Annotated in this window: 14 protein-coding genes and 1 tRNA gene; 12 read left to right on the top strand and 3 right to left on the bottom strand. The window is 60.8% G+C overall.

The annotated features are described in order from the left end of the window. Nucleotide 1 precedes the first annotated feature (1 nt). Both folK and folB read right to left on the bottom strand, forming a co-directional pair. Nucleotides 2-520 (bottom strand): 2-amino-4-hydroxy-6-hydroxymethyldihydropteridine diphosphokinase, encoded by a 519-nt coding sequence (gene folK / locus AB4O23_RS06725; RefSeq protein WP_017530801.1) that lies wholly within the window; start codon nt 518-520, stop codon nt 2-4. After that, a complete protein-coding gene (folB, locus tag AB4O23_RS06720; protein WP_017530800.1) occupies nt 511-864 on the bottom strand; it encodes a dihydroneopterin aldolase in 354 nt (117 codons plus the stop codon). The genes folK and folB overlap by 10 nt, the downstream gene beginning before the upstream one ends. A gap of 72 nt (nt 865-936) precedes the next feature. Here folB and plsY point away from each other — a divergent pair, with 72 nt between their 5' ends. After that, nucleotides 937-1,506: a glycerol-3-phosphate 1-O-acyltransferase PlsY gene (gene plsY / locus AB4O23_RS06715; protein WP_017530799.1), complete on the top strand. Its 570-nt coding sequence runs from the start codon at nt 937-939 to the stop codon at nt 1,504-1,506. A 31-nt stretch (nt 1,507-1,537) separates the two neighbouring features. On the opposite strand, the gene tsaD is transcribed toward plsY, so the two are convergent. Beyond that, nucleotides 1,538-2,563, bottom strand: a complete 1,026-nt coding sequence (gene tsaD, locus AB4O23_RS06710) for a tRNA (adenosine(37)-N6)-threonylcarbamoyltransferase complex transferase subunit TsaD (protein ID WP_017530798.1) — start codon at nt 2,561-2,563, stop codon at nt 1,538-1,540. A 202-nt stretch (nt 2,564-2,765) separates the two neighbouring features. Between tsaD and rpsU the strand changes: the two genes are divergently transcribed. The 11 genes from rpsU (at nt 2,766) to pqqB (ending at nt 18,281) form a co-directional block, all read left to right on the top strand. After that, nucleotides 2,766-2,981 (top strand): 30S ribosomal protein S21, encoded by a 216-nt coding sequence (gene rpsU, locus AB4O23_RS06705; RefSeq protein WP_002551877.1) that lies wholly within the window; start codon nt 2,766-2,768, stop codon nt 2,979-2,981. 444 nt (nt 2,982-3,425) lie between these two features. Continuing rightward, entirely contained in the window at nt 3,426-5,393 is a 1,968-nt protein-coding gene (gene dnaG, locus AB4O23_RS06700) for a DNA primase (RefSeq protein WP_460085120.1), read from the top strand. A 67-nt stretch (nt 5,394-5,460) separates the two neighbouring features. Further along, nucleotides 5,461-7,311, top strand: coding sequence for an RNA polymerase sigma factor RpoD (gene rpoD / locus AB4O23_RS06695; protein WP_017530796.1), 1,851 nt, complete (start codon nt 5,461-5,463; stop codon nt 7,309-7,311). Nucleotides 7,312-7,448: 137 nt separating this feature from the next. After that, entirely contained in the window at nt 7,449-11,192 is a 3,744-nt protein-coding gene (locus tag AB4O23_RS06690) for an EAL domain-containing protein (protein ID WP_460062675.1), read from the top strand. Between the two features lie 15 nt (nt 11,193-11,207). After that, nucleotides 11,208-11,284: transfer RNA gene (locus tag AB4O23_RS06685), tRNA-Ile, on the top strand. Nucleotides 11,285-11,535: 251 nt separating this feature from the next. Continuing rightward, nucleotides 11,536-11,982: an Lrp/AsnC family transcriptional regulator gene (locus AB4O23_RS06680; RefSeq protein ID WP_017530794.1), complete on the top strand. Its 447-nt coding sequence runs from the start codon at nt 11,536-11,538 to the stop codon at nt 11,980-11,982. Between the two features lie 146 nt (nt 11,983-12,128). Next, on the top strand, nt 12,129-13,832 hold the full coding sequence (locus AB4O23_RS06675) for a flavin monoamine oxidase family protein (protein WP_017530793.1): 1,704 nt from the start codon (nt 12,129-12,131) through the stop codon (nt 13,830-13,832). 11 nt (nt 13,833-13,843) lie between these two features. Continuing rightward, nucleotides 13,844-14,638 (top strand): carbon-nitrogen hydrolase family protein, encoded by a 795-nt coding sequence (locus AB4O23_RS06670; RefSeq protein ID WP_017530792.1) that lies wholly within the window; start codon nt 13,844-13,846, stop codon nt 14,636-14,638. A gap of 59 nt (nt 14,639-14,697) precedes the next feature. Then, nucleotides 14,698-17,064 carry a pyrroloquinoline quinone biosynthesis protein PqqF gene (gene pqqF / locus AB4O23_RS06665; protein WP_460062672.1) on the top strand — a complete coding sequence of 789 codons (2,367 nt, stop codon included), beginning with the start codon at nt 14,698-14,700 and terminating at the stop codon, nt 17,062-17,064. 159 nt (nt 17,065-17,223) lie between these two features. Continuing rightward, nucleotides 17,224-17,298, top strand: a complete 75-nt coding sequence (gene pqqA, locus AB4O23_RS06660; RefSeq protein ID WP_003194766.1) for a pyrroloquinoline quinone precursor peptide PqqA — start codon at nt 17,224-17,226, stop codon at nt 17,296-17,298. Nucleotides 17,299-17,369: 71 nt separating this feature from the next. Then, entirely contained in the window at nt 17,370-18,281 is a 912-nt protein-coding gene (pqqB, locus tag AB4O23_RS06655) for a pyrroloquinoline quinone biosynthesis protein PqqB (protein WP_068935645.1), read from the top strand. The last annotated feature ends 9 nt before the right edge of the window (nt 18,282-18,290 follow it).

Here is an 18,290-nt window from a genome sequence, read left to right as displayed (position 1 = left end):
CCTACACAAACTCACTCGGCGTCAGTTGCCGGCCCTGCCACTCAAACGCGACAGGCGCCAGCACTTGGTCGATGTCCGCGTCGCGCCACAGCTCGGCCATGGTCTTGCCTGCCCCAGGATGCACACGGTCCGGCGCCATCATCGACAGCGGCCACAACACAAAGGCGTTTTTCAGGATCTCTGCGCGGGGCAGGACCAAACCGTCGAAATCGCCCACCATTTCGCCGTACAGCAGCACGTCGATATCCAACGGCAAACCCTTGCGATCCGGCGCATAGCGACCATTGTCGGCTTCGATGAGCTTGAGACGACGGTCCAACTCCATCAACGGCAGGTCGGTATACGCCGACACCACCAAATTGAAGAACGGCCCACTTTTGATGCCCACCGGCTGGCTTTCGAACACCGCGGAGCAGCGCATATCGGTCAGCACGTTCGCCAGCGCATCAAGGCCGGCGCACAAATGGGCCTCGCGCTCGATATTGCTACCGAGGCCAAGGTAAACCTGAGTCAGCGACATCCGCGCTCGATCTCCACGCCCACGCCCTTGGCAGCCGGTACGGCGCCGGGCTTGGTCAGTTTGAGGTGCAGCCAGGGAATCTGGAACTCACTCATGAGCACTTCGGCCAGGCGCTCGGCAAAAGTTTCCACCAATTGGTATTGGGTTTGCTCGGCAAAGGCCTGGATACGTGCGGATACGCTGGCGTAATCCAGCGCCAGGGTCAGGTCGTCACCGGCGGCGGCCGGGCGATTGTCCCAGGCGAAGCTCAGGTCCAGGCGCAGGCATTGACGGATCCCACGCTCCCAGTCGTAGGCCCCGATCACGGTGTCGACTTCCAGGCCTTCGATAAACACTCTGTCCACGCTCTTCTCCGCAGCACGACAAGGGCGCAATGCCCCGTTAGAATCAGGGCGTCCTCGCCCGGAATAGTTAGCATGTTTTGGTCACTGGCGATTCTCGCCTACCTGCTCGGCTCGCTGTCCTTCGCCATTGTGCTCAGCCGCTTGACGGGAAACCCCGACCCGCGAATGGGTGGCTCCGGCAATGCCGGCGCCACCAACATGTTGCGCCTGGCCGGCAAGAAACTCGCTGTGCTGACGCTGCTGGGCGACGTGTGCAAGGGCCTTTTGCCCGTGCTGATCGCAAGCCTCGCCGGCCTTACCCTGCAACAGCAGGCCTGGGTAGGCGTGTGCGCCGTCCTGGGCCATCTGTTTCCACTGTACTTCCGCTTTCGCGGTGGCAAAGGCGTCGCCACGGCAGCCGGCATGCTGCTGGGAATCTACCCACCGGCAGCGTTACTGGCCGTTGTCGCATGGCTGCTGACGTTCTACCTGACCCGCACCAGCTCGTTGGCGGCGCTGATCGCCACACCGCTCACCCTGCCATTGCTGGCCTGGCAAGAACCGGCGGCGCTGCTGCCGATGAGCGTGCTGACACTGCTGATCGTCTGGCGCCACCGCGGCAATCTACGCGACCTGTTTGCCGGGCGCGAACGGCATTTTTAAATACTCCTGATGAGCCCGGCTCAGGTTGAACCTATAACGGTGACAACTGCTCCATCGGCCAGCGTGCCTGCACGCTGATCGCCAGGCTTTCGTGCTGCCCGGCCTGCAGGCGCTGGCATCCGGCATAGGCGATCATCGCGCCATTGTCGGTGCAGAACTCCGGGCGCGCGTAAAACACATCGCCCTTCATATCACCGAGCATTTTTTCCAGCGAGGCACGCAAGGCCTTATTGGCGCTGACGCCGCCGGCGATCACCAGGCGCTTCATACCCGCTTGTTTCAGGGCACGCTTGCACTTGATGGTCAAAGTCTCCACCACGGCCTGCTGGAACGCCAGCGCGATGTCGCAACGGGCTTGCTCACTGTCGTCCCCGGCGCTGACGCTGTGCTGCCAGGTATTGAGTGCGGAGGTTTTCAGGCCGCTGAAGCTGAACATCAGGCCAGGGCGATCGCACATCGGGCGCGGGAAGGTGAAGCGGCCGGCAACGCCTTTTTCGGCGAGGCGCGCGATTTCCGGGCCACCGGGATAATTGAGGCCCATCATCTTCGCGGTTTTGTCGAAGGCTTCGCCGGCAGCGTCGTCCAGAGACTCGCCCAACAACGTGTATTGACCGATCCCGTCGACCTGAACCAACTGCGTATGGCCGCCCGAAACCAACAAAGCGACGAACGGGAACTGCGGCGGTGTTTTTTCCAGCATGGGCGCCAGTAAATGGCCCTCCATGTGGTGTACTCCCAAGGCTGGAATGCCCCAGGCAAACGCCAGCGCCTGGGCGCAAGAAGCCCCAACCAACAGGGCTCCGACCAATCCAGGGCCGGCGGTGTAGGCGATGGCATCGATCTCGGTCGGCACGCAACCGGCCTCGTCCAGCACCTGGCGGATCAACGGCAGCATGCGCTTGACGTGATCACGACTGGCCAGCTCCGGCACCACGCCACCATAGGCGCGATGCAAGTCGATCTGACTGAACAGTGCATCGGCCAAAAGCCCGCGTTCACTGTCGTAAAGTGCGACACCGGTTTCGTCGCAGGAGGTTTCAAGTCCCAGTACTAGCATGGGTTTGCGCCTTGTAGAGGCTAAATTCGAAGGCGCGCATAATAGTCGCCACTCCCCCTCCCGACTAGCGGTTTTCGATCAGAGGCTTTGCATTCCTGCCAATGAGGGGTTAACATCCGCAACCCTTAAAAACCGACGACCTCAGCCGCGAATTTTTTGCGACGAGAACGTTGATCCCGGTAATGAAAGAAGGTAGCTCTGGATGCCAGCCGTCAAAGTAAAAGAGAACGAACCCTTCGACGTAGCTCTGCGTCGTTTCAAGCGCTCCTGCGAAAAAGCCGGTGTTCTGGCTGAAGTTCGTAGCCGCGAATTTTATGAGAAGCCAACTTCTGAGCGTAAGCGTAAAGCAGCAGCCGCTGTTAAGCGTCACGCTAAGAAAGTTCAGCGCGAACAGCGCCGCGCCGTTCGTCTGTACTAATACACAGACGCTCGTAGCAAGCTTCTGCCAAGCCCGGCCCTCAGCCGGGCTGTTGGCATTTGCGGATATCGCTTGATGCTTCATCGTCGACGCCGCACACGCGACCGAGACAACTGCTTCACACGTCAGGACTGGCTTTCTGCCAGCGGTGCACGTCTCTTCTGACGAGCCTAACAAGGCTACTGACGAGCACACCTATTCTTCAAGCAGACGATCAACTGTGTCGGCTGTGCCCATTGATGAGCTTCCGAGGCCGCCCATAGGCCGAGACCGGACTCCAGGGCAACTTTTCTTCGCCGGACACTGATAGAAACTAACGTCAGCAAATGTTCGGCAGATACACTTCCAGACAGCCCAAGCAGATGATTGATGGTCGAGCCATTCGATAGGTGCGCTTGAGCTTTTTACGGGCCCTCATTTACACGCAGTGATGACGAGAACGCCATGGCCGGGCTAATTCCCCAGAGCTTTATTGACGACCTTCTGAACCGCACCGACATCGTCGATGTTGTCAGCTCGCGCCTGCAAATGAAAAAAGCCGGCAAGAACTACACCGCCTGCTGCCCGTTTCATAAAGAAAAAACCCCGTCATTCAGCGTAAGCCCCGACAAGCAGTTCTATTACTGCTTCGGCTGCGGAGCGGGCGGCAATGCCCTCGGCTTCATCATGGACCACGACAACCTGGACTTCCCCCAGGCCGTCGAGGAACTGGCAAAAGCCGCAGGCATGGAAATCCCCCGCGAAGAAAGTGGACGCCCGCACAAACCCCGGCAACCCACAGACTCGCCGTTGTACCCGCTGCTGACCGCCGCGGCTGATTTTTATCGCCAGGCACTCAAAAGCCATCCGCAGCGCAAGGCGGCCGTCGACTACCTCAAGGGCCGCGGCCTTACCGGTGAAATCGCCCGCGACTTCGGCCTCGGTTTCGCCCCGCCCGGCTGGGACAACCTGTACAAACACCTGAGCAGCGACACGCTTCAGCAAAAAGCCATGATCGACGCCGACCTCCTGGTGGAGAACGCCGAGACCGGCAAGCGCTACGACCGCTTCCGCGACCGTGTGATGTTCCCGATCCGCGACAGCCGCGGCCGCATCATCGCGTTCGGTGGCCGAGTGCTGGGTGACGACAAGCCCAAGTACCTCAACTCTCCGGAAACCCCAGTGTTCCACAAGGGCCAGGAACTCTACGGCCTGTTCGAAGCGCGCAAGAACAACCGCAACCTCGATGAAATCATTGTGGTTGAGGGCTATATGGATGTGATCGCCCTCGCCCAACAGGGCTTGCGCAACGCGGTAGCCACCCTCGGCACCGCCACCAGCGAAGAACACATGAAGCGCCTGTTCCGCGTGGTGCCGAGCGTTTTGTTCTGTTTCGACGGCGACCAGGCCGGCCGCAACGCTGCCTGGCGCGCCCTCGAAGCTACGCTGACGAGCCTGCAGGATGGGCGCCGCGCACGCTTTCTGTTCCTGCCCGAAGGCGAAGACCCGGACACCCTGGTGCGCTCCGAAGGCACCGATGCATTCCGCGCGCGCATCAATCAACATGCACAGCCGCTGGCGGATTACTTCTTCCAGCAACTAACCGAAGAAGCCGACCCGCGCTCCCTCGAGGGCAAGGCACACATGGCCACCCTCGCCGCGCCGCTGATCGACAAGGTGCCCGGCGCGAACCTGCGCACCCTGATGCGCCAGCGCTTGCTGGAAATCACTGGCCTGAGTGGCGAAGCCGTCAGCCAGCTGGTGCACAGCGCGCCGCAGGATGCTCCACCGGCCTACGATCCAGGCATGGATTACGACGCCATGCCGGACTATTCCGATTTCCAGCCGCAGGATGCCTACGCACCCCAGCAGGAATGGACGCCAAAAAAGCCAGGTGCCGGCGGCAAGAAATGGGACAAGAAACCCTGGAGCAAGAACGGCAAGCGCGGTGATCGCGACGAGGCCTACGCCCCGCGCACGCCGGTTGCCGTAGAGGCCCCCACGCTGATCGCCCTGCGCACACTCATTCACCACCCGCAATTGGCGGAAAAGGTCGAAAGTGCCGAGCATTTTGCCAACGAGAGCAATACCTACGCGCAGGTGCTGATCGCACTGATCGAAGCCGTGCAGAAAAATCCTAAGCTAAACTCTATTCAGCTGATGGCTCGCTGGCACGGCACGGAGCAAGGCCGCTTGTTGAAAGCGCTCGCGGAAAAGGAGTGGCTAATTGACGGCGACAACCTTGAACAACAGTTTTTAGACACCATTACTAGGTTATCCGCGGGTCAGCACACGCAGACCCTCGACGACCTCATCAAGAGAGCAAGGCAGCCGGGATTATCGGCTGAAGAGCAAATTCAGATAGCAAAACAGATGCGCGACCTCTTAAAACAGAATGTTTCCGCATCAAACCCGACCTCAGCTGGCGTGTGAGGTCATAGCTCGGGTATAATCCTCGGCTTGTTTTTTGCCCGCCAAGACCTTCAGTGGATAGGGTGTTATGTCCGGAAAAGCGCAACAGCAGTCTCGTATCAAAGAGTTGATCACCCTTGGTCGTGAGCAGAAGTATCTGACTTACGCAGAGGTCAACGATCACCTGCCTGAGGATATTTCAGATCCTGAGCAGGTGGAAGACATCATCCGCATGATTAATGACATGGGGATCCCCGTACACGAGAGTGCTCCGGATGCGGACGCCCTTATGTTGGCCGACGCCGATACCGACGAGGCAGCCGCTGAAGAAGCCGCTGCCGCGTTGGCCGCGGTGGAGACCGACATCGGTCGCACGACTGACCCTGTGCGCATGTATATGCGTGAAATGGGTACCGTCGAGTTGCTGACACGCGAAGGCGAGATCGAAATCGCCAAGCGTATCGAAGAGGGCATCCGTGAAGTGATGGGCGCAATCGCGCACTTCCCTGGCACGGTTGACCACATTCTCTCCGAGTACACTCGCGTCACCACCGAAGGTGGCCGCCTGTCCGACGTCCTGAGCGGTTATATCGACCCGGACGACGGCATTGCGCCACCGGCTGCCGAAGTGCCGCCGCCTGTCGATGCGAAAGCCGCGAAAGCCGACGACGATTCCGATGACGACGATGCTGAAGCCAGCAGCGACGACGAAGAAGAAGTCGAAAGCGGTCCAGACCCGATCGTCGCTGCCCAGCGTTTCGGTGCGGTTTCCGACCAAATGGAAATCACCCGCAAGGCGCTGAAAAAGCACGGCCGCTCCAACAAGCAGGCAATCGCCGAACTGTTGGCCCTGGCTGAGCTGTTCATGCCGATCAAGCTGGTACCGAAGCAATTCGAAGGCCTGGTTGAACGTGTTCGTAGCGCCCTTGAGCGTCTGCGTGCACAAGAGCGCGCGATCATGCAGCTCTGTGTTCGTGATGCGCGCATGCCGCGTACCGACTTCCTGCGCCAGTTCCCGGGCAACGAAGTTGACGAAAGCTGGAGCGACGCGCTGGCCAAAGGCAAGGCGAAGTACGCCGAAGCCATTGGTCGCCTGCAGCCGGACATCATCCGTTGCCAGCAGAAGCTGACTGCACTTGAGACCGAGACCGGTCTGACGATTGCCGAGATCAAGGACATCAACCGTCGCATGTCGATCGGTGAGGCCAAGGCCCGCCGCGCGAAGAAAGAGATGGTTGAAGCGAACTTGCGTCTGGTGATCTCCATTGCCAAGAAGTACACCAACCGTGGCCTGCAATTCCTCGATCTGATCCAGGAAGGCAATATCGGCTTGATGAAGGCTGTGGATAAATTCGAATACCGTCGCGGCTACAAGTTCTCGACTTATGCCACCTGGTGGATCCGTCAGGCGATCACTCGCTCGATCGCCGACCAGGCCCGCACCATCCGTATTCCGGTGCACATGATCGAGACCATCAACAAGCTCAACCGTATTTCCCGGCAGATGTTGCAGGAAATGGGTCGCGAACCGACCCCGGAAGAGTTGGGCGAACGCATGGAAATGCCTGAGGATAAAATCCGCAAGGTATTGAAGATCGCTAAAGAGCCGATCTCCATGGAAACCCCGATCGGTGATGACGAAGACTCCCATCTGGGTGACTTCATCGAAGACTCGACGATGCAGTCGCCAATCGATGTCGCCACTGTTGAGAGCCTTAAGGAAGCGACTCGCGACGTACTGTCCGGCCTCACTGCCCGTGAAGCCAAGGTACTGCGCATGCGTTTCGGCATCGACATGAATACCGACCACACCCTTGAGGAAGTCGGTAAGCAGTTTGACGTGACCCGTGAGCGGATCCGTCAGATCGAAGCCAAGGCGTTGCGCAAGTTGCGCCACCCGACGCGAAGCGAGCATCTGCGCTCCTTCCTCGACGAGTGACCCCAGACCCCCGGCCCGAGGCCGGGGGTTTTGCTATGTATAAATTGCTTTCTATAGATTAACCGCCCTCGCAACACCCCTCCCCTGAAATGCCCGTCTACACTCGTGACATTCCCCCGTGCCATAACGAGACCGTTATGCCCAGATTGCCGACCGTGATACTGCTGTCGCTGCTGACCTGGACCGCAACGGCTGGCGCGTTGACGCTTACCGATGATGAGCGTAGCTGGCTGGCGGACCATCAGGAGTTGAGCCTTGGGGTAGATGCCTCATGGCCACCGTTCGAATACCGCGATGAAGATGGCCGCTACCACGGCTTATCGGCGGACTATGTACGCCTGATCCAGGACCGCCTGGGCGTGCGCATCAAGCTGGTCGAGCCGCCAAATTGGGGGGCGGTCCTGGAAATGGCTCGAAGCAATCGTCTCTACCTTATCCCCAGCATCATGTCGACGCCGGAACGCCAGAACTACCTGGCCTTCACTCGCCCTTATATCGACTTCCCGATGGTGATTCTTGCCCATGAAGGCGGCGCACGGCCGCGCAATCTCAAGGACCTGTATGGGCTGAAAATTGCCGTGGTGGAAAACTACGCCCCCCACGAGTTGCTGCGCACCCATCACCCCGACCTCAACCTGGTGGCGCTGCCGAATGTCAGCTCCACACTGCAGGCCCTGGCGACCGGCGAAGTGGACGCGGTGGTCAGCGACCTGGCGTCCAGTGTCTGGAGCCTGCGAGAACTCAAGCTTGACGGCTTGTACGTCAGTGGCGAAACGCCCTACCGCTACCAATTGGCGATGGGCGTGCCAAGGGACGACAAAATGCTGGTGGGCATTCTGGACAAAGTCCTGGCCGACCTCAGCCCGACCGAAACCGACGCTATCCAGCAACACTGGGTAGGCAGCGTCACCGATAACCGCACCTTCTGGAACGACTTGCTCATGTACGGCTTGCCCGCCGTGCTGCTGTTGAGCACCGTATTGGCCATCGTGATTCGGATCAATCGCCGGCTCAGCTCGGAAATTTCCCGGCGCGTCGCCCTCGAGCAGGAATTGCGCAGCAGCGAGTACCACTATCGCGGCCTGGTAGAGAGCTTGTCGGCCATTGCCTGGGAAGCCAGCATCACCGATTTCACCTACAGCTATGTGTCGCCCCATGCCGAGGACCTGCTCGGCTACCCACGCGCCCATTGGCTGATTCCAGGCTTCTGGCGCAACATCATTCACCCCGCCGACCTGACCCGCGCCGAAGCCTATTGCTACCGTGAAACCCGCGCCAACCGTGACCACAGCATCGATTACCGGGTAATCACCGCCGATGGCCGCTGCTTGTGGGTGCGCGACATCGTCAGCCTGATCGAACACGGCCATGAACCTGTACTGCGCGGTCTGATGATCGATATCAGCGAGGCCAAGCGCACCGAGGAAGCGCTGCGGCTTTCTGAACAGAAGTTCGCCTCAGTATTCCAGCAATGCCCGGATATCCTGGTCATTGCCCGGCTGTCCGATGGCTGCTTGCTGGAGGTCAATAAAGCCTTCGAAGACCAAATTGGCCTCAGCGCAGCGCAGGTAATCGGTCGCAACGGCACGGAACTGGAAATATGGGGCATTCCGGGCATCGGCCCTGAATTGCTGAAGCGGGTCCAGACCGTCAGTATTCGCAACCTGGAAATGCCTTTCCTGCGCAGCAACGGTCAGGCCTTTACCGGGCTGATCTCCGCAGAGCCGTTCCAACTCGATACGGTCGAAGCCATCGTGGTAGTGGTTCGCGATATCACCCAACTCAAGGAAACCCAGCAACAGTTGCAAACCTCCGAAGAGAAGTTTGCCAAAGCCTTCCACGCCTCGCCCGATGGCCTGCTGCTGAGCCGCCAGCACGACGGGCTGCTGATCGAGGTCAACGAGGGCTTCAGCCGCATTACCGGCTTCACCGCAGCCAACTCTCTGGACCAGTCCACTTTGGAACTGGGTATCTGGGTCGATCTCAACGAGCGCAAACACATGCTGGAGCTGATGCATCGCGACGGTTTTGTGCGCGACTTCATCTGTCATATCCGTCGCGCCGATGGGCAGATCCGCCTGTGTGAAGTGTCCAGCCGGCCGCTGCCCATCGGCGATGACGACTGCATGCTGACCATTGCCCGCGACATCACCGAACGCCAACTGATGCAGGAGAAACTGCAGCAGGCCGCCACCGTTTTCGAAAGCACCGCCGAGGGCGTGTTGATCACCGACACCGAGCAGAACATCAGCGCCGTCAACCGCGCCTTCAGCGAGATCACCGGTTACAGCGAAGCCGAAGCCCTCGGCCAAACGCCGCGGCTGCTTGCCTCGGGCCTGCATGACAGCGCGTTCTACGCGGCGATGTGGCACCAATTGACGGCCCAGGGCCATTGGCAGGGGGAAATTTCCAACCGTCGCAAGAACGGCGAGCTATACCCCAGTTGGCTGACCATCAGCGCCGTGCGCAACCACGATCAATCGACCACCCACTTCGTTGCGGTGTTTGCCGATATCTCCAGCCTCAAGCTGGCTCAGGCGCGCCTGGACTACCAGGCACATCACGATCCGCTGACCGGCCTGCCGAACCGCACACTGTTTGAAAGCCGCTTGCAGGCCGCCCTCAACGGCCATCAAGAAACCGGCAAACAGGGCGCGGTGCTGTTTCTCGACCTGGATCGCTTCAAACACATCAACGACAGCCTCGGCCATCCGATCGGCGACTTGCTGCTCAAAGACATCGCCGTACGCCTCAAGGAGCAACTGCGCGACATCGACACCGTCGCTCGCCTGGGCGGCGATGAATTCATCATTCTGCTGCCCGGCCTGCAACACCCCAGCGATGCCGAGCAATTGGCGAATAAACTGCTGGCCTGTTTTATCCCACCGTTCCAGGCCGGCGAGCACGAGTTCTTCATCAGTGCCAGCATCGGCACCAGCCTGTATCCACAGGACGGCACCGACGTCGCCACCCTGGTCAAAAACGCCGACGCCGCCATGTATCGCTCCAAGGCCAAGGGCCGTAACCGCGTTGAATGCTATACCCGCGACCTCACGGCCCAGGCAAAAGAGCGCGTGGCACTCGAGCACGAACTGCGTCGAGCCATAGAGCGCGAGGAACTGAGCCTCTACTACCAACCAAAACTGAGCCTGAAAACCCACGAACTGATCGGCGCCGAAGCCTTGATCCGCTGGCATCACCCGACCTTTGGCGAGGTTCCTCCCGAACACTTCATCGCCCTGGCCGAAGAGAACGGCATGATCCTGCAAATTGGCGATTGGGTACTCGAACATGCCTGCCGACAACTGCACGCCTGGCAGGGCCGCTTCGATGATTTCGGCCCGCTGTCGGTCAACCTCGCCGGCGCGCAACTGCGCCACCCCGACCTGCTGGGCCGCATCGAACAGCTACTGCGCGACTACCACCTGGAACCCGGCTGCCTGCAACTGGAAATCACCGAAAACTTCATCATGAGCCAGGCCGAGGAGGCGCTGGAGGTCCTGCATCAACTCAAACACCTGGGCGTGCAACTGGCGATCGATGACTTCGGCACCGGCTACTCGTCCCTCAGCTACCTCAAGCGCCTGCCTCTGGACTTCCTGAAAATCGACCAGTCCTTCGTCCGCGGCCTGCCCGACGACCCCCACGACGCCGCCATCGTGCGCGCCATCATCGCCCTGGGCCACAGCATGCAATTCACCATCATCGCCGAAGGTGTGGAGAACTGCGCGCAACAAGCCTTCCTGGCCGCCGAAGGCTGTGAGCAGATGCAAGGCTACATCGTCAGCCTGCCCCTGCCACCGGAGCTTTTCGCCGCTTCCTTCCTTCGTATAAGCCTTGAGGATTTTTCGGATAGCACACTGGAGAAACCATCGTTATAATCCGCGACCTGTTAAGGGCCTATAGCTCAGTTGGTCAGAGCAGAGGACTCATAATCCTTTGGTCCACGGTTCAAGTCCGTGTGGGCCCACCAACTCCAAAGCCGCGCATTGCGCGGCTTTTGTGTGTCTGGGTGGCTGGCAACGACCTGGCGCTACTGGAGCGCCCTTGCACCACGCAATGCCGAAGACATCAGCGTAAAAGTGGCGCAATGGCCAGGTGCAAAGGTGCGAGGTCCATCAGGTCAAACCTCCATGCGCGTAGCTTTGCGGCGGGAACGCCCGCCTCAAGTCCGATGCAAGCCTGTAACATGCATGCCCATTGCCCCCCGTTACGGAGCCTCCCTTGCCTGTCTTGGATGAAATCGATCGCCAGTTGATCGCCGCCTTGCAGATCAACGCCCGCGAAAGCGTGGCCATGCTTGCCCGGCAGTTAGGCATCGCGCGCACTACGGTGACGTCGCGCTTGGCGCGGCTGGAGAAAACCCAGGTGATCACCGGTTACGGCGTCCGTCTTGGCCAACGTGTGGTGGACGGCGGTTTGCAGGCCTATGTGGGCATCACCGTGCAGCCGCGTTCGGGCAAGGAAGTGCTGCGCAGGCTGAGCGCCATGGCTCAGGTGCAGCAGTTATGCGCGGTGAGCGGCGAGTTTGATTACGTGGCCTGGCTGCGCACCGACTCGCCGGGCCAGCTGGACCAACTGCTCGACCAGATCGGCGGCGTCGATGGCGTGGAGAAAACCACTACCTCGATCATCCTCAGTAACAAATTGGATCGCGGCCAACCACTCTGACCAACTCATTCGTCACTACGACTGAAAACAATCCATTCCGACGACACTTTGCGTCTTATTAACGAGCGCTATGCTCCCTAAACTGGCTGCCATCTTTTCCTATACTCAACGGGCCAAATCCCGCCGAGTCGTCAGTAAGGTCAGCCATGAGCATTCCGTCCAGTACCCTCAGCAAGACCAATCGTCACCCAGCAGACGGTAAAAAACCCATCACCATCTTCGGCCCGGACTTCCCGTTTGCGTTCGATGACTGGATCGAGCACCCCGCCGGCCTGGGCAGCATTCCCACCGAACACCATGGTGCCGAGGTGGCGATTGTCGGCGCCGGTATTGCCGGGCTGGTGGCGGCCTATGAGCTGATGAAGCTGGGGCTCAAGCCCGTGGTATACGAAGCCTCGAAAATGGGCGGCCGCCTGCGCTCCCAGGCCTTCGAAGGCGCCGAAGGCATCATCGCAGAGCTCGGCGGCATGCGGTTCCCGGTGTCGTCCACAGCGTTTTATCACTATGTCGACAAGCTCGGCCTTCACACCAAACCGTTTCCCAACCCGTTGACCCCGGCCTCCGGCAGCACGGTGATCGACCTCGAAGGCCAGACCCACTACGCACAAAAACTGGCCGACTTGCCTACCTTATTCCAGGAAGTAGCCGACGCCTGGGCCGATGCCCTGGAAGCCGGCTCGCAGTTCGGCGATATCCAGCAAGCCATCCGCGACCGTGACGTACCGCGTCTCAAAGCACTGTGGAATAAACTGGTGCCGCTGTGGGACGACCGCACTTTCTATGATTTCGTCGCCACCTCCAAGGCCTTCGCCAAGCTGTCGTTCCATCACCGTGAAGTGTTCGGCCAGGTGGGTTTCGGCACCGGCGGCTGGGACTCGGACTTCCCCAACTCAATGCTGGAAATCTTTCGCGTAGTGATGACCAACTGCGACGACCACCAGCACCTGGTGGTCGGCGGCGTGGCGCAAGTGCCCATGGGCATCTGGCGTCATGTGCCGGAGCGCTGCGCCCATTGGCCGGCCGGCACCAGCCTCAGTTCGCTGCACAGCGGCGCGCCTCGCGCGGGGGTCAAGCGGATTGCCCACGCTGAGGGTGGCCGCTTCGCGGTGACCGATAACTATGGCGACACCCGCGAATACGCCGCCGTGCTCACCACCTGCCAGAGCTGGCTGCTGACCACCCAGATCGAGTGCGACGAAACCCTGTTTTCGCAAAAGATGTGGATGGCCCTGGACCGCACGCGCTACATGCAATCGTCGAAAACCTTCGTGATGGTCGATCGCCCGTTCTGGAAAGACAAAGACCCGCAAACCGGCCGCGACCTGATGAGCATGACGCTCACCGACCGCCTGACCCGCGGCACGTATTTGTTCGACAACGGGGACGACAAGCCGGGCGTGATCTGCCTGTCGTACTCGTGGATGAGCGACGCGCTGAAAATGCTGCCGCAACCTATCGATAAACGGGTGAAGCTGGCCCTCGATGCATTGAAGAAGATCTACCCGAAAGTCGATATCAAGGCGCGCATCATCGGCGACCCGATCACCGTATCCTGGGAGGCCGACCCCCATTTCCTCGGGGCCTTCAAGGGCGCGTTGCCCGGCCACTATCGCTACAACCAGCGGATGTACGCGCACTTTATGCAAAAAGACATGCCCGCCGAACAACGTGGGATTTTTATCGCCGGTGACGACGTCTCATGGACACCCGCCTGGGTCGAGGGCGCCGTACAAACCTCACTGAACGCCGTGTGGGGCATCATGACTCACTTCGGCGGCAGCACCCACGCCGAGAACCCAGGGCCTGGCGACGTGTTTGATGAGATCGGGCCGATCGCCCTGGCCGATTAAGGAGTTACGCCATGCGTGTCGCCCTGTACCAATGCCCGCCGCTACCGCTGGACGTGGCCGCTAACCTCGAGCGCCTGCACAAGGTGGCGCATGAGGCCACCGGCGCCGATGTGCTGGTGCTGCCGGAGATGTTTCTAACCGGTTACAACATCGGCGCTGAAGCAGTCGGCGCCTTGGCCGAGGCGCAGGATGGGAACGCTGCGCAAACCATTGCCGAGATCGCGCAAAGCGCCGGGCTGGCCATTCTGTACGGCTACCCGGAGCGGGCTGAGGATGGGCAGATCTACAACGCCGCGCAGTTGATCGACACCCACGGGCAGCGCCTGTGTAACTACCGCAAGACCCACCTGTTTGGCGACCTGGATCACTCGATGTTCAGCGCCGGCGACGGTGACTTCCCACTGGTTAACTTCAACGGATGGACCTTGGGATTGCTGATCTGCTATGACCTGGAGTTCCCGGAAAACACCCGGCGCCTGGCACTGGCCGGAGCCGAGCTGATCCTGGTGCCTACCGCCAACATGGTGCCGTTCGACTTTGTCGCTGACGTCACCGTGAGGGCGCGGGCCTTTGAAAACCAATGCTACGTGGCCTACGCCAATTATTGCGGGCACGAAGATGAGATTCACTACTGCGGGCAAAGCAGCATTGCCGCGCCGAATGGCCAGCAAATCGCCCTGGCCAGCCTGGATGAAGCCTTGATTGTCGGCACGCTGGAGCACCAAGCGATCCTCGACGCCCGCGCCGCCAACGACTACCTGCAAGACCGTCGCCCCGACCTGTACGGCGCGCTGACCAAGCCCTGAGCCTGCGGGTTTGCCGACGGTTTGTTAGCATAGCCACCTCCTACGTTTCGGAAGTGCCCATGTCTGCGCCGGCCCACCCTCACCCCCAGCACCTGACCCTGGCCAATGGCCTGCGGGTTTCCCTGCGACATGCGCCGCGCTTGAAGCGTTGCGCCGCAGCGTTAAAGGTCGCTGCCGGCAGCCATGACGTGCCGTTAGCCTGGCCGGGCCTGGCGCATTTTCTTGAGCACTTGTTGTTTCTCGGTACTCAGCGCTTTCCCACGGGCGAAGGGTTGATGGCCTTCGTGCAACGTCACGGTGGGCAAGTGAACGCCAGCACCCGCGAACGCACCACGGACTTTTTCTTCGAACTGCCTGTGCCGACCTTCGCCGATGGGCTGGATCGGTTGGCAGACATGCTGACTCATCCGCGCCTGGCGTTGGACGATCAACTGCGCGAGCGCGAAGTGCTGCACGCGGAATTCGTGGCCTGGTCCCAGGATGCCAAGGCTCAACAGCAGGTGGCGGCGTTTGAAGGTTTGGCGGCGGACCATCCGCTGCGTGGCTTTCACGCGGGCAACCGCGACACGCTACCGGTGGAGCGGGAGACCTTTCAGCAAGCGCTGCGCGAATTCCATGCACATTTCTATCAGAGCGGGCAGATGACCTTGAGCCTTGCCGGCCCGCAGTCACTGGTAGAGCTCGAAGCCTTGGCACAGCGGTTCAGCGAGCAACTGACGTCAGGGCCTTGGCATCCCCAAGCCGTTCCGCCTGCCTTGATGCAGGGCCAGGCATATAGCTGCCAACCTGGCGCCAGCCCGCATTGGCACCACGTCATCGCCTGCGAGGCATCGCGTGAAGCACTGGATTTTTTGTGTACCTGGCTCAATGCCCCGGCGCCCGGCGGCCTGCTCGCCGAGCTGAAAACACGCGGGCTGGCCACCGCAGTGCAGGCGTCGGCGCCGTACCACTTCGCCGGGCAAGCGCTGCTGGATATCGTTATCACGCGCAGCACTCAAGGCGAACCGGCGACACAGATTCAGGCGCTGCTACATGATTGGCTGAGCTTTTTCGCACACAGCGACTGGACGCCACTGCGCGAAGAGTTCGCCCTGCTGAATGCTCGCCAACAACAGGTCCAGGACGCCCTGGCATTGGCCCGAAACGACAGCGAAGAGCTTTCGGAGCAGGGCGCCGCAGCGCTCAAGGCCATGCTCGATTCGCTGCACCTGCCGCCCTCCAGGCACCCTTGGCAACTCCCCCCGAACAACCCGTTCCTACGGCCGCCGATCAAGGAAGAACGCGCGGGCCTGATTCGCGGCCAAACCAGCGCGCATCGAGGCTTACGTACTTTTGCCCAGGATCGTTCCCGAGGGCGTCGAGAGGTAGCGGCGCTGACGTTCAGCCAGGCCCTGGCGGATAGCAGCGGTGAAGGTGCGCTGTACCTGCGCTGGCAGTTCGAATGCGCGGCGCCCGCACTAGAAAGCACTATGCAAGCCGTGCGGGAGAGCGCTCACCAAGCAGGCGTCGAGCTGTCTTTCGAAACCGCCGGCAATGAATGGCTGCTGAAAATGATCGGGCTGCACGAGCCGATGCCGGCCATCCTCGAAGCCTTGGCCCAGCGCCTGAATCAGCCCCAGGAGGCGCCTCTCGTTCCGACGCCCATGATGGCCATTCGCGAACTGCTCAAGGCGTTACCGGCGTGCTGCGCCGCAAGCCATTTCGCCCCCCGCGAACAGCCCGCCGCATGGAGCACCGCCCGCTGGCATGGCCTCGGCCTGGGTTTTCCCGCCGCGTGCGAAGCGGCGCTCAAGTCCGCCGCCGCTCGCCTGCCGGGCCAACCCAGCAGCCTGGAGCACACACGCCAAGACCTCATCGGCCAACGCGTGTGGCATGAGGTAAAAACCGACTCCACCGAAGCCGCCTTACTGCTGTTTTGCCCAACACCCAGCCAAGCCCTGGCGGACGAAGCCGCGTGGCGCCTGCTCGGTCATATTCTCCAGGGGCCGTTCTACCAACGCCTGCGGGTCGAACTGCAAGTGGGCTACGCCGTATTCAGCGGTATCCGACAGATCAACGGGCAAACCGGCCTGCTGTTTGGCGTGCAATCCCCGAGCGTGCCCCTTGAGGGGATCGTTGCGCACCTTCAGACATTTCTGACGCAATTGCCGGCGCTGATCCGCAGCCGCGAAGACGCGGGCAACCTGGCACTGGCGCAGCAGTTCTCGCCTCAGGCGCTGTCGATGACCCAAGCCGCTGAATGGCTATGGCACGCGCATCTGGCGGGCCACCCGTCGGATTATCTGGCGCGCCTTCAGGCGTTGATCCAAAGCTGCGGCGTTGATGAGCTTTTACTCGCCGCCCAGCAACTGAACGATGCCCAAGGCGGCTGGCGCTGTGTGGCCAACGGTTCGCACACCGGCGACGGGTGGAAACCAGCGGGCTGATCATTGCCTACGCTGCAATAGGCTTTTTCCACCAAGACAGCGCTAACTTGATTAGAATTGCGTAACATTCCCGGGCGAACATCTGAACATCTCCAGCTGGAGGTGGACTATATGTATTACTTGGTAGTAAACGTCCCATCCCTTCGTAGGAGTAAGAATATGACTTGGTCCAAACCTGCTTACACTGATCTGCGCATCGGCTTCGAAGTCACCATGTACTTCGCCAGCCGTTAATCCGCTGGGTAATACAACGCCTCGGTTCGCCCGGGGCGTTTTTGTTTTGAGCTTTGCGTGATGGAGCAATCATGTTTGTCCAGATTCTAGGTTCTGCCGCCGGCGGTGGTTTCCCACAGTGGAATTGCAACTGCGTGAACTGCGCAGGTTTTCGTGACGGCAGCCTGCGGGCGCAGGCGCGTACCCAGTCGTCCATCGCGATCTCCGACGACGGCGTGAATTGGGTGCTGTGCAACGCCTCCCCGGATATTCGCGCGCAACTGCAAGCGTTTGCGCCGATGCAACCCGGCCGTGCGCTGCGCGATACCGGCATCGGCGCGATCATCCTGATGGACAGCCAGATCGACCACACCACCGGCCTGTTGAGCCTGCGCGAAGGCTGCCCGCACCAGGTGTGGTGCACCGACATGGTCCATGAAGACCTGAGCACCGGTTTCCCGCTGTTCACCATGCTCACTCACTGGAACGGCGGCCTGGCCTGGAACCGCATCGAGCTGGACGCCAGCTTCAGCATCCCCGCCTGCCCGAACCTGCGTTTCACCCCGCTACCGCTGCGCAGCGCCGCACCGCCCTACTCGCCGCACCGCTTCGACCCGCACCCGGGCGACAATATCGGCCTGATCGTCGAAGACCTGCGCACCGGCGGCAAACTGTTCTATGCCCCGGGGCTGGGCAAGGTCGACGCGCCATTGCTGAAGATCATGGCCGGCAGCGACTGCCTGCTGGTGGACGGCACGATGTGGGACGACGATGAAATGCAGCGCCGGGGCGTCGGCACCCGCACCGGGCGCGAGATGGGCCACCTGGCGCAGAACGGCCCCGGCGGCATGCTCGAAGTGCTTGAGCAGCTACCGGCGCAACGCAAGGTGCTTATCCACATCAACAACACCAACCCGATCCTCGATGAAGACTCCCCCGAGCGGGCAGAGCTGGCGCGGCGCAATGTCGAAGTGGCTTACGACGGCATGAGCATTGAACTGTAGGAGCAACGC

This window comes from Pseudomonas sp. H2_A10 (assembly GCF_054680085.1).
This window is presented reverse-complemented; position numbering and strand designations above follow the sequence as displayed.